Below are 13,600 nucleotides of genomic sequence, written 5' to 3'. Positions count from 1 at the left end.
ATCTCGAACAGCTGAGGGGCAACTGCCGTGCGCATCACCGGAATCAGCACACACGTGGTCGGGACGCCGTGGCGCAACCTGACCTACGTCCAGGTGCACACCGACGAAGGCATCACGGGAGTCGGCGAGACCCGGATGCTCGGTCACACCGACGCGCTGATCGGCTACCTGCGGGAGGCCGAGGCCAATCACATTCTGGGCTCCGACCCGTTCGCCGTGGAAGACCTGGTGCGCCGGATGAAGTACGGCGACTACGGCCGGGCGGGCGAGATCGTCATGTCCGGCATCGCCGTCATCGAGATGGCCTGCTGGGACATCAAGGGCAAGGCGCTGGGCGTGCCGGTGTGGCAGCTGCTCGGCGGGAAGGTGACCGACAAGGTCAAGGCGTACGCCAACGGGTGGTACACGACCGAGCGAACGCCCGAGGCGTACCACAAGGCAGCCCAAGGAGTGATCGAGCGCGGGTACAAGGCGCTGAAGATCGACCCCTTCGGCACCGGGCACTTCGAGCTGGACCACGAGCAGACGCTGTACTCGGTGTCGCTGATCGAGGCCGTGCGGGACGCCATCGGGCCCGACGCCGAGCTGATGCTGGAGATGCACGGCCGCTTCTCCCCCGCCACCGCCGTGCGGCTGGCCAGGGAGCTGGCCCCCTTCAAGCCGGCCTGGCTGGAGGAGCCCTGCCCGCCGGAGAACCTGAAGGCGCTGGAGAAGGTCGCCGCCAAGGTGGACATCCCGGTCGCCACCGGTGAGCGCATCCACGACCGCATCGAGTTCCGCGAGCTCTTCGAGAGCCAGGCCGTGGACATCATCCAGCCGGACGTCGGCCATATCGGTGGTATCTGGGAGACCAGGAAGCTGGCCGCCACCGCCGAGACGCACTACGTGCTGGTCGCCCCGCACAACGTCGGCGGGTCCGTACTGACCGCCGCCTCCCTCCAGGTCGGGTTCACCTCCCCGAACTTCAAGATCCTGGAGCACTTCAACGACTTCGCGGACGCCGAGATCAAGAAGGTCGTCAAGGGCGCGCCGGAGGTCGTGGACGGGTACTTCCACCTGTCCGAGGAGCCCGGTCTCGGGGTCGAGTTCGACGCCGACGCGGCGGCGGAGTTCCCGCAGCAGCAGGCCCGTTTCGACCTCTGGGCGGACGGCTGGGAGCAGCGCAAGCCCAAGGGGACGTCGAAGTGAGCGCCTCCCCCGCCTCCCAGGTCGTCGTCGAGGCGCCGGGCGTCCAGCGGGTCGAGGAGCACACGCCCCGCGAGCCCGGTCCGGGCGAGGCGCTGGTCGCCGTGCACGCGGTCGGGATTTGCGGAAGCGACCGCGAGGTGTTCCAGGGGAACCGGCCCGAGGGCTATGTGCGCTACCCGCTGACCCCGGGCCACGAGTGGTCGGGGACGGTACGGGCGGTGGGCGCCGGGGTGCCCGGTGGCCTGGTCGGCCGCAAGGTCGTCGGCGAGGGCTTCCGGAACTGCCAGGTGTGCGACCGGTGCCATGCCGGCGAGACGACCCTGTGCACGGACGGGTACGAGGAGACCGGGTTCACCCAGCCGGGTGCCATGGCCGCCACGCTGACCCTGCCGGCCCGGCTGCTGCACGTCCTTCCGGACGACGCGGACCTCACGGCGGCCGCGCTGCTTGAGCCCGCCGCCTGTATCGCGGCGGCCGCGCTCAAGGGCAACGCGCAGCCGGGCGAGCGGGTCGCGGTGGTCGGCACGGGAACGCTGGGCATGTTCGCCGTGCAGTTCCTGCGGGCGGTCTCGCCGGGCGAACTGCTCGTCGTCGGTACCCGGAACGACCGGGAGGCGCTCTCCCGGCAGTTCGGGGCGACCGACTTCCGTACGAAGGACCAGGAACTGCCCGACGACTTCGACGTCGTGATCGAGACCGCCGGGTCCGCGTCCGCCGCGCGCACCGCCGCCTCCCTGCTCAGGCGCGGCGGACGCCTGGTCCTGACCGGTATCCCGGCCGCGGGCGCCGACGGCCTGGACCCGACCGACCTCGTCGTACGGCAGCTGGAGGTGCACACCGTCTTCGGTGCGCCGCCGGACGCCTGGTCGCACACGGTACGGGTCTTCGGGGCCGGTCTCCTCGACCCGTTGCCGCTGGTCACGCACGAGCTGCCGCTGACCGAGTTCCCGCACGCCATCGAGCTGGTGGGGGCCGGTGATCCGAAGGTGGGCAAGGTGCTGCTCCGCCCCTAGTCGTACGCCGGCCGCGGCGTGACCTGACCTCGCCGTGGCCGGCGTACCACCAAGTCTTTTCGCTACCCCGAGCCGCGAACCTTGTCCGAAATACCGAACACGAAGGACAGCTTGTGACGACCGACGCTTCCGTTACGGCGGCCCGCCGACCCGGTGAGCAGGCGCTCACCGCCCTCGGTCTGGGTGCGCCCGCCCTCGACCCCGCCGACGCCTCCGCCCACAGCTTCCCGGGCGGCGGCAAGTGGCGCACCGAGATCCCCTCCTGCGAGGGTCCCGAGGCGCTGGCCGTCGTCCTCAAGGAGTCCTCCCGCCTGGACGTGCCGATCCACCGGATCAGCCAGGGCAGCGGCGTGTGGATGCTCACCGACGCCGAGATCACCGAGATGGTCGAGGCCACCGGCGAACGGGACATCGAGCTCTGCCTGTTCACCGGCCCGCGCGGCACCTGGGACATCGGCGGCTCGGTGCGCTCCGACTCGCGGGGGGCCGGACTGCGCGCCCGCGGCCACGACGCCGTCGCCGGCTGTGTCGAGGACGCCGTCCGCGCCACCGAGCTGGGCGTCAAGTGCCTGCTGGTCGCCGACGAGGGCGTGCTGTGGACGCTGCACCGGGCGCGCGAGACCGGGATCATCCCGGCGGACACCACGCTGAAGGTGTCTGCGCTGATCGGCCCGGTCAACCCGGCGTCCTACGCGGTGTACGAGCGTCTCGGCGCCGACTCGCTCAACGTGCCCAGCGATCTGACGCTCGATCACCTCACCGAGATCCGCCGGGTCTCCGGCGCCCCCATGGACATGTACATCGAGGCCCCCGACGACCTCGGCGGCTACATCCGGATGTACGAGGTCGCCGAGCTGATCCGGCGCGGCGCACCGCTCTACCTGAAGTTCGGTCTGTCCAAGGCTCCCGGCATCTACCCGTGGGGCACCCATCTGCGGGACGTGACCCTGGACACCGCCCGGGAGCGGGTGCGGCGCGGCCGCCTCGCCCTGGACCTGCTCGCCCGGCACGGCGCGGACGGCGACATGGCGCCGCTCGGTTCCCGGCTGCCCGGCCCGCTCAACCGCTTCCCCGCCGACGCCTGAACCGCCGACGGACCAGACCCAGCACAGCCCCTCTCAACGACGAGACGAACAGGACTGATCACATGCGCAACCGCAGAGCTGCACTGACCGCCATAGCCGGGGCCGCCTCCCTCGCACTGACCCTGTCCGCCTGCGGCCAGAGCAGCGAGGGCGGCAGCAAGGAGGACAGCGGCAGCGCCAAGGGCGGCACGATCGGCATCGCGATGCCGACGAAGTCGTCCGAGCGCTGGATCGCCGACGGCAAGAACGTCGTCAAGAACCTGGAGTCCAAGGGCTACAAGACCAAGCTGGTCTACGGCGAGGACGACCCGGACACCCAGGTCTCCCAGATCGAGAACCTGATCACGCAGGGCGTCAAGGGCCTGATCATCGCGGCCATCGACAACAAGTCCCTGAACAACGTGCTCCAGGAGGCCGCGGACGCCAACATCCCGGTCATCGCCTACGACCGGCTGATCCTCGGCACCAAGAACGTCGACTACTACGCGTCCTTCGACAACGAGAAGGTCGGCGTCGAGCAGGGCACGTACATCGTGCACAAGCTGGGTCTGGACAGCGGCAAGAAGGGCCCGTTCAACATCGAGCTGTTCGCCGGCTCGAACGACGACAACAACACCAAGTACTTCTTCAACGGCGCGATGAGCGTGCTCCAGCCGTACATCGACAAGAAGCAGCTGGTGGTCAAGTCGGGCCAGACCGCGCTGAACAAGGTCACCACGCTGCGCTGGGACGGCGCGACCGCGCAGTCGCGCATGGAGGACATCCTCACCTCCTCCTACAAGTCCGCCAAGGTCGACGCGGTGCTCTCGCCCTACGACGGCATCTCGATCGGCATCATCGCCGCGCTGAAGTCGGACGGCTACGGCTCCGGCAGCCAGGCGCTGCCGGTCATCACCGGTCAGGACGCCGAGCTGGCCTCGGTGAAGTCGATCATCGCCGGTGAGCAGACGCAGACCGTCTACAAGGACACCCGCCAGCTCGCCAAGGTCGCCGCGACCATGGTCGACGACGTCCTGAACAAGAAGACCCCCGAGGTCAACGACACCAAGACGTACGACAACGGGTCCAAGGTCGTCCCCGCCTACCTGCTGCAGCCGGTGAGCGTCGACAAGACCAACTACGAGGACGTCCTGGTCAAGGGCGGCTACTACACGGACGCCGAGCTCAAGTAATCCGCCGACCCCTGATCGACAAGCACTGATTGGAAGGCAGACCATGGCGGGACCCGTCCTGGAAATGCGCTCGATCGTCAAGACCTTTCCCGGCGTCAAGGCGCTGTCGGACGTCACGCTGACCGTCCGCCAGGGCGAGGTCCACGCCATCTGCGGGGAGAACGGCGCCGGCAAGTCGACCCTGATGAAGGTCCTCTCCGGCGTCCACCCGCACGGCACCTACGAGGGGGACATCCTCTTCGAGGGCGAGCTCTGCAAGTTCGGTGACATCCGGGCGAGCGAGCAGCGCGGCATCGTGATCATCCACCAGGAGCTGGCGCTGTCGCCGTACCTCTCGCTGGCGGAGAACATCTTCCTCGGCAACGAGCACGCCAAGGGCGGGTTCATCGACTGGCGGGAGACCCTGCGGCACGCCACCGAGCTGCTGCGCCGGGTGGGTCTGGACGACCACCCGGAGACCCGCGTCACCGACATCGGCGTGGGCAAGCAGCAGCTGGTGGAGATCGCGAAGGCGCTGTCGAAGAAGGTGAAGCTGCTCATCCTCGACGAGCCGACCGCGGCTCTGAACGACGAGGACAGCGGCAAACTCCTGGATCTGATCCTGGAGTTGAAGAACCAGGGCATCACCTCGATCATCATCTCCCACAAGCTCAACGAGATCCGCCGGGTCGCCGACTCGGTGACGATCATCCGCGACGGCCACTCCATCGAGACCCTCGACGTGAAGTCGGAGGAGACGACCGAGGAGCGGATCATCTCGGGCATGGTGGGCCGCGACCTGGACCACCGCTTCCCCGAACGCACCGCGTACGAGGGCGAGGAGGACGCGGCGCCGGCCCTGGAGATCCGCGACTGGACCGTGCGGCACCCGATCGACCACGAGCGCAAGGTCGTCGACGACGTGTCGATCCATGTCCGGCGCGGTGAGATCGTCGGCATCGCGGGCCTGATGGGCGCCGGCCGCACCGAACTCGCCATGAACGTGTTCGGCCGGACCTACGGCCGCTACGACGGCGGCACGGTCCTCAAGGACGGCACGGAGATCCGTACCAAGTCGGTCGCCGAGGCGGTCGGGCACGGCATCGCGTACGTCACCGAGGACCGCAAGCACTACGGCCTCAACCTCATCGACACCATCAACCGGAACATCTCGCTGACCGCGCTGAAGAAGGTCGCGAGGCGCGGGATCGTGGACGAGCACGAGGAGCGGCAGGTCTCCGAGGGCTACCGCAAGTCCATGAACATCAAGGCGCCGACGGTCTTCGAGCCGGTCGGCAAGCTGTCGGGCGGCAACCAGCAGAAGGTCGTCCTCAGCAAGTGGATCTTCGCGGGTCCTGACGTGCTGATCCTGGACGAGCCGACCCGCGGCATCGACGTGGGCGCCAAGTACGAGATCTACACGGTCATCGACCAGCTCGCCGCCCAGGGCAAGGCGGTCGTCTTCATCTCCTCCGAGCTGCCCGAACTGCTCGGCATGTGCGACCGCATCTACACCATGGCCGCGGGCCGCCTGACCGGTGAGGTGCCCAGGGCCGAGGCCACGCAGGAAGTGCTGATGCGCCATATGACGAAGGACAAAGAGGTAACGCGATGAGCACGGATGTCACCGCCAAGAGCCCGGCGCCCGCGCCGCCGGGCAAGAGCGGATCGGCCGCCGACGGGAACCTGCTCCAGCTGGTCCTCGACGGGCTGCGCCGCAACATGCGCCAGTACGGCATGCTGATCGCGCTCGGTCTGATCGTCGCCCTGTTCGCCGTGTGGACCGACGGCGACCTGCTGCTGCCGCGCAACGTCTCCAACCTGGTGCTGCAGAACAGCTACATCCTGATCCTCGCCATCGGCATGATGATGGTGATCATCGCCGGGCACATCGACCTGTCGGTCGGCTCGCTGACGGCGTTCGTGGGCGCCTTCGCGGCCGTGCTGACGGTCAATCACGGCATAGCCTGGCCGATCGCGCTGGTCATGTGCCTGGTGATGGGTGCCCTCGCGGGCGCCGCCCAGGGTGTGTTGATCGCCTACTTCGGCATACCGTCGTTCATCGTCACCCTCGCCGGGATGCTGCTCTTCCGCGGTCTCACCGAGATCCTGCTCCAGGGCCAGACCATCGGCCCGTTCCCGAACGGCCTGCAGAACCTGGGCAACGGCTTCCTCCCCGAGGTGGGCCCGCACACCAACTACCACAACATCACGCTGCTCCTGGGCATCGTGCTGATCGCCGCCGTGGTCTGGCAGGAGTTCCGCGACCGGCGCCGCCAGCAGGAGTTCGCCCTCGACGTGCCGCCCACCCGGCTGTTCCTGCTGAAGCTGACCGCGCTGGTCGCCGCGATCCTCGTCCTCACCATGCTGCTCGCCAGCTACAAGGGCGCCCCGATCGTCCTGATCGTGCTGGGCGCGCTGGTCGTCGGCTACGGCTACGTGATGCGCAACGCGGTCTTCGGCCGGCACATCTACGCGATCGGCGGCAACCTGCCGGCGGCCAAGCTGTCCGGCGTCAAGGACAAGAAGGTCACCTTCTACGTCTTCCTGAACATGGGCGTGCTCGCGGCCCTGGCCGGCCTGGTGGTAGCGGCCCGGCTGAACGCGGCCTCGCCGAAGGCGGGCGACGGCTTCGAACTGGAGGCGATCGCCTCCTCGTTCATCGGCGGCGCCTCCATGAGCGGCGGTGTCGGCACCATCCTCGGCGCCATCATCGGCGGTCTCGTCCTCGGCGTGCTGAACAACGGCATGAACCTCCTCAGCGTCGGCACCGACTGGCAACAGGTCATCAAGGGCCTCGCCCTGCTCGCGGCGGTCGGCTTCGACGTGTGGAACAAGCGCAAGTCCGGTTCGTAGTCAGCGCGGGCCCCGCCGAAAGGCGGGGCCCCTCCTATTTGCAGGAGCCGCACATGGAACTGAACAGACGCACGGTCATCGCAGGAGCCGCGGCGGCGGGCATCGCCGCCACCACCCTCGGCACGACAGCGACATCAGCCGCTGCCGCGGCGGGCGCCGAGGCCGCCTCGGGAGGCAGGAAGCCGGTGAAGGAGTCCTTCGGGAAGCTCGCCGACGGCACGAAGATCTACCGCTGGTCGCTGGAGAACGGCGGCACCCGGCTGAAGGTCCTCAACTGGGGCGGTGTCGTCCAGAGCCTGGAGATCCCGGACCGGCGCGGCCGCTACGCCAACGTCTCGCTGGGCTTCGACAACATCGACGACTACGTCGCGAAGACCCCGTACTTCGGCGCCCTCATCGGCCGCTACGGCAACCGCATCGCCAAGGGCCAGTTCACCCTGGACGGCAAGTCCTACCAGCTGTCCGTCAACGACGGCGTGAACAGCCTGCACGGCGGCACCCAGGGCTTCGACAAGCACGTCTGGGACGTCGAGCCGTTCACCAAGGGCTCGGACGTCGGCCTGCACCTGCACTACACCAGCGTCGACGGCGAGATGGGCTACCCGGGCACGCTCAAGGCGAAGGTGACGTACACCCTCACCAGGCACGGCGAGTGGATCATCGACTACGAGGCCACCACCGACAAGGCCACGGTCGTCAACCTCACCAGCCACGTCTACTGGAACCTGGGCGGCGAGGGCAGCGGCACGATCGAGAACCACGAGCTGACGATCGCGGCCGGCAAGTACACGCCGACGGACTCCGGGCTGATCCCCACCGGTGAGCTGGCCACCGTCCACGGCACGCCGTTCGACTTCCGCGAGACGAAGACGATCGGCCGGGACATCCGCGCCGCGCACGTCCAGCAGGTGCAGGCCAAGGGCTACGACCACAACTGGGCCCTCGACAAGGGGATCACGGCCAAGCCCGAGCACGTGGCGACGCTGCGCGAGCCGCGCTCCGGCCGCACGCTGAAGATAGCGACCGACCAGCCGGGGCTGCAGTTCTACTCCGGCAACTTCCTCGACGGGACGCTGACCGGCACAGGTGGGAAGACCTACCGCCAGGGTGACGCGCTCTGCCTGGAGACGCAGCACTTCCCGGACTCGCCGAACCACGCGAACTTCCCGTCGACGGTGCTGCGGCCGGGGCAGGTCTACAGGACTCGGACGGTTCATTCGTTCGACGCCTGAGGTTGTGGGGGACTGTGCGGCCGGTAAGGGGCCTGTCGCGCAGTTCCCCGCTCGCCTTTCAGGGGCGTTGCACAGCCGGATAACAAGAAGAAACGTAAACTCACACTTTTTTCACACCCGTTGAACAGAGGATCAGCTGTCTCCGTATTGAAGGGCGGCCCGTGCTCCCCCGCGCGGGCCACCCTGGACGACGGGCCCGGACGTCCCCAACGGGCCCGCCTCATACGGAGGTTCAATGGCCGGCAACGTCACCTCGTTGTTCCGCAGCGGTGCTCACAGCCCGTCGATGGCGGCGCTGGCGCGCGAAGGAGGCGACGGGACCGGGCCGGTTGACTTCTGCATCCCCTGCAACCCCTACTTCCCCACTCCGGCCATGATGGAAACGATGTCCGCCCGGCTGAAGGACATCATCACCTTCTACCCGAGCAGCGCCGACACCATCACCGCCGAGCTGTGCAACCTCCTCCAGCTCCCGCCGCAGGCCGTGGCCATGGGCAACGGGTCGACCGAGCTGATCACCTGGATCGACCACCTGCTGGTCCGCGAGTCCCTCGCCATCCCCGTCCCCACGTTCGGCCGCTGGACCGACCAGCCGATGGAGACCGGCAAGCGGGTCGACATGTTCCCGCTCCAGGAGTCCAACGGTTTCGTCCTGGACCTCGCGCAGTACGCCGAGTTCATCCGCAAGCGGGGCACCAAGGTCGCCGTCATCTGCAATCCCAACAACCCCGACGGCGGCTTCATCCACAAGCAGGCCCTGGTGCAGTTCATGGACGCCATGGCCGACCTGGACCTGATCGTCATCGACGAGTCGTTCCTGGAGTTCGCCGACGCCGAGCAGGAGCCGAGCGTCGTCCAGGAGGCGATGATCCGGCCGAACGTCATCGTGCTGCGCAGCCTCGGCAAGAACTTCGGCCTGCACGGCATCCGCTTCGGCTACATGGTCGCCAACCCCTCGCTGGCCGGCAAGGTCCGCTCGATGCTGCCGAAGTGGAACCTCAACGCCTTCGCCGAGTACGTCGTCTTCATGCTCAAGGAGCACGGCGCCGAGTACGCGCAGAGCCTGCTGCAGGTCCGCAAGGACCGCCTGGAGATGGCCAGCCAGCTCGCCACGCTGCCCGGTCTGACCGTCTACCCCTCGCAGGGCAACTTCCTCTTCGTGCGCCTTCCCGTCGGCGCCGAGGGCACCGTGGTCCGGGACCGGATGCTCACCGAGCACCGGATCCTGGTCCGCGAGTGCGGCAACAAGATCGGTTCGTCCAGCCGCTTCCTGCGTCTCGTGGTGCGCCCCGAAGTGGACGTACGTCGCCTGGTGTCCGCCATGGAACAGGTGCTCTACGGGACCAGGAGGGGAGCCGCCGTGCCCGAGCTGGGCAATGGGACCAGCTACAGCTCGGGTACGGCGGCGGTGGACCGGCTGGTCAGCGAGACCAACGGGGCCGGGATGCAGCTCGCGCAGGCCGTGGGCGCGATGCCCGGCCCGGGTCTGGCCGCGGCTCCCGCCATGGCACCGGCCATGGCCCCCGCCATGGGGCCGGGGCTCGCCGCGGCTCCGGCCGCCGGTGTCGGCATGCCGCTCCCCGTCGGCGGTCAGCCGGTCGGGATGCCGATGCCGGCGGCCGCGCCGATGATGCAGCAGGTGCCGCAGCCGATGATGCAGCAGGCGCCGGCGCCGCCCATGCAGATGCCGATGGCGCCGCAGCCCGGACCGACCCCGCCCGGGGTACCGGCGCGGGGCGGGCTGACCGCGGCGCAGGTGCGGGGGGCCACGGCTCCCGCCCCCGCCCAGGCGCCCGGGTTGTCGCCTGCGGCGGCCACCGGGTGGCCCAACGCCCAGAGCTGGCCGAATGCGGCGGGGATGGGTCAGGTCGGCTGACGCCGAGCGCCGTAGGGGTTCCGTGCGCGGCCGGGTGCGGGCTGTCTGTGGCTGGTCGCGCAGTTCCCCGCGCCCCTGACGGGGCGCTTCTGCCGGACGGCGTGGAAGGGCGTCGTCGCCGGTCGCGCCCGCGCGGCGGTAGCCGCACATTCGATGCGGCCCCGCGCCCCTGACGGGGCCCTACACCCGCACGGCGTGGAGCAGTGAGGCTCCCAAGGGAAGCGGGTGGCAGGCTGCCTGTTTGAAGCCTGACTCCTCCAGCAGGCGTCCGTAGTGGGCCTCTTCTCGTTCACGGCCGCCCACGTTGCAGAGCATGTGGATGTCCCAGGCCGCTGCGGTGGTGCTGGGCAGCAGGCGTTCCACGACGAGGAGGTGGGCGCCCGGGCGCATGGCGTCGGCGCAGCGGTGGAGGATGGTGCGGCAGCGGTCGTCGTCCCAGTCGTGCAGGACGCGGGAGAGGAAGTAGACGTCGCCGTCGGGCGGGACGCCCTCCGTGAAGTCGCCGGCGAGGAAGGTGACGCGGCCGGTCAGGTCGGCCAGGGCCGGCCGGGCCGCCTCCAGGGCTTCCGGGCGTTCGAGGAGGACGCCCTCCAGGTGGGGGTGGGCGCGCAGCACCCGGCCGAGGAGGGCGCCGTTGCCGCCGCCGATGTCGATGACGCGGCGTGCGGCGGAGAAGTCGAAGAGGTCGGGGACCGGGAGGAACATCTCGGCGCTCGCGGCCATCGCCCGGTGGAAGAGGTCTCCGAGTTCGGGGTGGGCGGCGAAGTAGGGGAAGTGGTGCTGTCCGTAGCGGTGGGCGAAAGCTTCCTGCCCACTGCGTACGGCGTACGGCAGGCCGGCGAAGGAGTCGTAGAACAGGCCGCCGTAGAGCAGCGCGAGCGGGTGCAGGGAGAACTCGGTGCCGGTGCGGAGGGGTTCGCCGAGGGCGGTGAGGCGGTAGGTGCCGTCGGACGAGGTCAGCAGGCCGAGTGCGGTGAGGTAGCAGAGCAGGCGGTGCAGGGCGTCGGGGTCGGTGCCGGTGCGCCGCGCCAGGGTGGCGAGGTCGGGGTGGTCGGCCAGGTGGTCGGCGAGGCCCAGTTCGGCCATGGTGCGGACGGCCTGGGTGGCCCAGGCGCCGGTCATGACCCCGAGGAGGGCGAGGGTGGGGTCGGGGACGGGATCGTGGCGGCCGGGGAGGCGGAGTTCGAAGCGGCGGTGGTCGGGGGCGCGGAAGTAGAGGACGGTGACGTTCTCGTGGCTGTTGTGGCCGCCGCCGTCCGGGACCGCTCCACCGCGTTCCGTCAGCAGGGTGCGCAGTCCGGCCGGGATCACCGGGCCCGGCGCGGTCACCGCGAAGGCGTGGTGGGACTCGTGGCCGGCGGCCCGTTCGTCGGCGGCGACCGCCTCCAGCGGGGAGCCGGGCGGTACCGGCAGCGCGAAGATCTCCACGGTCCGCCCGCCGACGGGCACATGGACGATCCCGACGGGGCTGTCGCCGAGGACCGCGCCGTAGCGCCGCCGTACCCGGTCGCGGACGATCACGCTCGCCCTGACGGCCCCCGGTTCCATCCCGGCGCGCCGCAGTTCGTCGCAGAGTCCGTCGAGGGTGGCGGGGAAGACGAGGACGGCCGTGTGGTCGTAGACGAGATGGCGCGAGACGTCGGCCCGTTCGTCGGACGTCAGCGCGGGCAGCAGGTCGGTGAGGACCCGGTCGGTGTCGTGGGCGCGGACGTGGTCGGCCGCGTGCCCGATCCGTTCCAGGTCGGCTTCCGTCAGACATGGCTGTACGACGGAGAGGTTCATGAAGGGTTCCTGATGATCGTGGGGAAGGGAGAACCGGGGAGCTCGGTCCCCGGGGGTCAGATGCCGGTGTAGTTCTCGGCGAAGAAGTCCTGGTGGGCGCGGGAGGTGCGCAGGCTCTCCAGGCGGGCGTACTGCAACTGCCGTGCGTAGCGGGCCTCGTCGTCGTCCGGACCGGCGGGGCCGTGCAGCAGGCCGCTCATCCAGTGGGAGAACTCGTGGGCCCGCCAGACGCGGGGCAGGCAGTCGGCGGCGTAGCGGGCGAGGCCGATCCGGTCGTTCTGGGCCAGGGCCGTTTCGAGGGCGCGGGCGAGCGACTCGGCCTGGAGGACGGCGAGGTTGGCGCCCTTGGCGGCGGACGGGCTGATGAGCCCGGCGGCGTCGCCGGCCAGCCAGAGCCGCCCGACGCCCGGCACCGCCAGCACGTCGGAGCGCAGGTCGACGACCGCCTTCTCCAGGACGGTGCCCTCGCGCAGCGGCCCGAACTCGGCGGTCCGCATCCGCGTCACCAGCTCGTCCCAGATCCGGTCCTCGCTCCAGTCGGCGGGGTCGGTGCCGCGCGGGCACTGGAGGTAGTACCGGGTGACGGTGGCGGTCCTGGCCATGTGGCCGGCGAACCCGCGCTCGTGCAGGGCGTATCCGACGGCCTCCAGGCTGGGCGGGGCCGCGACCAGCACGGCCAGCCAGGAGACGCCGTTGTCCCGGCGGGCGGTGCGGACGCCGCGGGCCGTCAGCGCGGCTCGGCCGCTCCCCCGGTGTCCGTCGCATCCGGCGACGTACCGCCCGGTGACGTCCGCGCCCCCGCGCACCCGCACCGTGCCCCCGGTGACCCCCGCGGCCTCGGCGCCGAACCGGATCTCGCCGCCGCGCCGCAGGTACTCGGCGACCAGGTCCCGCACCAGCTCCTGCTGGGGGTAGACGGTGTGCGCCTCGCCCTGGCCCAGCTTGCCGTAGTCCAGGGTGAACTCGCCCCGGTCGCTGCGGAACAGGCAGGTGGTGTGGGTCTTTCCCCGGGCGAGCAGGCCGGCCGCCAGGCCGTGCTCGGTGAGCACGCGCACCGAGTGGGCCGCGAGGAACCCGGCCCGGGCCCGGCCCTCCACCGCCGCGCGGCTCCGCCGCTCCAGGATCACGCAGTCGATGCCGCGCTCCAGCAGGAGGTTCCCGAGGACGAGCCCCGCGGGGCCGGCGCCGAGAATCACTACACCGACCTGTGCTGTTGCCATGCCCGCCCCTGGGAGTCGCCTTCCAACCAGGAGGTTTCCTATCAGGCACATCTCGGATATAAGCGGCCGAAATGGATCAATTACCCCTAAAGGGTTTCTGTTCGAGGCGAAGATCGATAACGCGGGCGCGGGCTCGGGCCAAACAGCACGGTGCCCGTCCGCTGAGAACGCGGACGGGCACCGGATCGAGCGCCGGG

10 protein-coding genes are annotated in these 13,600 nt (G+C 69.8%); 8 read left to right on the top strand and 2 right to left on the bottom strand.

From position 1 onward, the window contains the following. Positions 1 to 27 precede the first annotated feature (27 nt). The 8 genes from ACGFZS_RS02060 to ACGFZS_RS02025 all read left to right on the top strand — a co-directional run bounded on the left by ACGFZS_RS02060 (position 28) and on the right by ACGFZS_RS02025 (position 10,401). The gene (locus ACGFZS_RS02060; RefSeq protein ID WP_359208399.1) at positions 28 to 1,188 is read left to right on the top strand and encodes a mandelate racemase/muconate lactonizing enzyme family protein; all 1,161 of its coding nucleotides are present in this window, start codon (positions 28 to 30) and stop codon (positions 1,186 to 1,188) included. After that, positions 1,185 to 2,201: an alcohol dehydrogenase catalytic domain-containing protein gene (locus ACGFZS_RS02055; RefSeq protein WP_365690239.1), complete on the top strand. Its 1,017-nt coding sequence runs from the start codon at positions 1,185 to 1,187 to the stop codon at positions 2,199 to 2,201. The genes ACGFZS_RS02060 and ACGFZS_RS02055 overlap by 4 nt, the downstream gene beginning before the upstream one ends. 113 nt (positions 2,202 to 2,314) lie before the next feature. Further along, a complete protein-coding gene (locus ACGFZS_RS02050) occupies positions 2,315 to 3,286 on the top strand; it encodes a hypothetical protein (RefSeq protein ID WP_390970275.1) in 972 nt (323 codons plus the stop codon). Between the two features lie 62 nt (positions 3,287 to 3,348). Beyond that, the gene (gene chvE / locus ACGFZS_RS02045; protein WP_393793503.1) at positions 3,349 to 4,458 is read left to right on the top strand and encodes a multiple monosaccharide ABC transporter substrate-binding protein; all 1,110 of its coding nucleotides are present in this window, start codon (positions 3,349 to 3,351) and stop codon (positions 4,456 to 4,458) included. A 43-nt stretch (positions 4,459 to 4,501) separates the two neighbouring features. Then, positions 4,502 to 6,052: a multiple monosaccharide ABC transporter ATP-binding protein gene (gene mmsA, locus ACGFZS_RS02040; RefSeq protein WP_393793502.1), complete on the top strand. Its 1,551-nt coding sequence runs from the start codon at positions 4,502 to 4,504 to the stop codon at positions 6,050 to 6,052. After that, positions 6,049 to 7,293, top strand: a complete 1,245-nt coding sequence (gene mmsB, locus ACGFZS_RS02035; protein WP_393540775.1) for a multiple monosaccharide ABC transporter permease — start codon at positions 6,049 to 6,051, stop codon at positions 7,291 to 7,293. The genes mmsA and mmsB overlap by 4 nt, the downstream gene beginning before the upstream one ends. A 53-nt stretch (positions 7,294 to 7,346) precedes the next feature. Continuing rightward, positions 7,347 to 8,525 carry an aldose epimerase family protein gene (locus ACGFZS_RS02030; RefSeq protein WP_393656249.1) on the top strand — a complete coding sequence of 393 codons (1,179 nt, stop codon included), beginning with the start codon at positions 7,347 to 7,349 and terminating at the stop codon, positions 8,523 to 8,525. 235 nt (positions 8,526 to 8,760) lie between these two features. Next, entirely contained in the window at positions 8,761 to 10,401 is a 1,641-nt protein-coding gene (locus ACGFZS_RS02025; protein ID WP_393793501.1) for a pyridoxal phosphate-dependent aminotransferase, read from the top strand. Between the two features lie 180 nt (positions 10,402 to 10,581). Here the strand turns inward: ACGFZS_RS02025 and ACGFZS_RS02020 are convergent, their stop codons facing one another. Continuing rightward, positions 10,582 to 12,183: a methyltransferase gene (locus ACGFZS_RS02020; protein WP_393793500.1), complete on the bottom strand. Its 1,602-nt coding sequence runs from the start codon at positions 12,181 to 12,183 to the stop codon at positions 10,582 to 10,584. A gap of 56 nt (positions 12,184 to 12,239) precedes the next feature. Continuing rightward, positions 12,240 to 13,403 carry a 4-hydroxybenzoate 3-monooxygenase gene (locus tag ACGFZS_RS02015; protein WP_393793499.1) on the bottom strand — a complete coding sequence of 388 codons (1,164 nt, stop codon included), beginning with the start codon at positions 13,401 to 13,403 and terminating at the stop codon, positions 12,240 to 12,242. Positions 13,404 to 13,600: the final 197 nt, after the last annotated feature.

The sequence above is a fragment of the Streptomyces sp. NPDC048288 genome, assembly GCF_043201555.1.
In the GTDB taxonomy this organism is placed as follows: Bacteria; Actinomycetota; Actinomycetes; order Streptomycetales; family Streptomycetaceae; genus Streptomyces.
Note: the sequence above shows the minus strand (reverse complement) of the source record. Positions and strands in the feature narration are given on the sequence as shown.

Excerpts from the sequence above, each read along its gene's own strand:
- ACGFZS_RS02020 (WP_393793500.1), bottom strand. The coding sequence starts at position 12,183 with ATGAACCTCTCCGTCGTACAGCCATGTCTGACGGAAGCCGACCTGGAA.
- ACGFZS_RS02025 (WP_393793501.1), top strand. The coding sequence starts at position 8,761 with ATGGCCGGCAACGTCACCTCGTTGTTCCGCAGCGGTGCTCACAGCCCG.
- mmsA (WP_393793502.1), top strand. The coding sequence starts at position 4,502 with ATGGCGGGACCCGTCCTGGAAATGCGCTCGATCGTCAAGACCTTTCCC.
- chvE (WP_393793503.1), top strand. The coding sequence starts at position 3,349 with ATGCGCAACCGCAGAGCTGCACTGACCGCCATAGCCGGGGCCGCCTCC.
- ACGFZS_RS02030 (WP_393656249.1), top strand. The coding sequence starts at position 7,347 with ATGGAACTGAACAGACGCACGGTCATCGCAGGAGCCGCGGCGGCGGGC.
- mmsB (WP_393540775.1), top strand. The coding sequence starts at position 6,049 with ATGAGCACGGATGTCACCGCCAAGAGCCCGGCGCCCGCGCCGCCGGGC.
- ACGFZS_RS02015 (WP_393793499.1), bottom strand. The coding sequence starts at position 13,403 with ATGGCAACAGCACAGGTCGGTGTAGTGATTCTCGGCGCCGGCCCCGCG.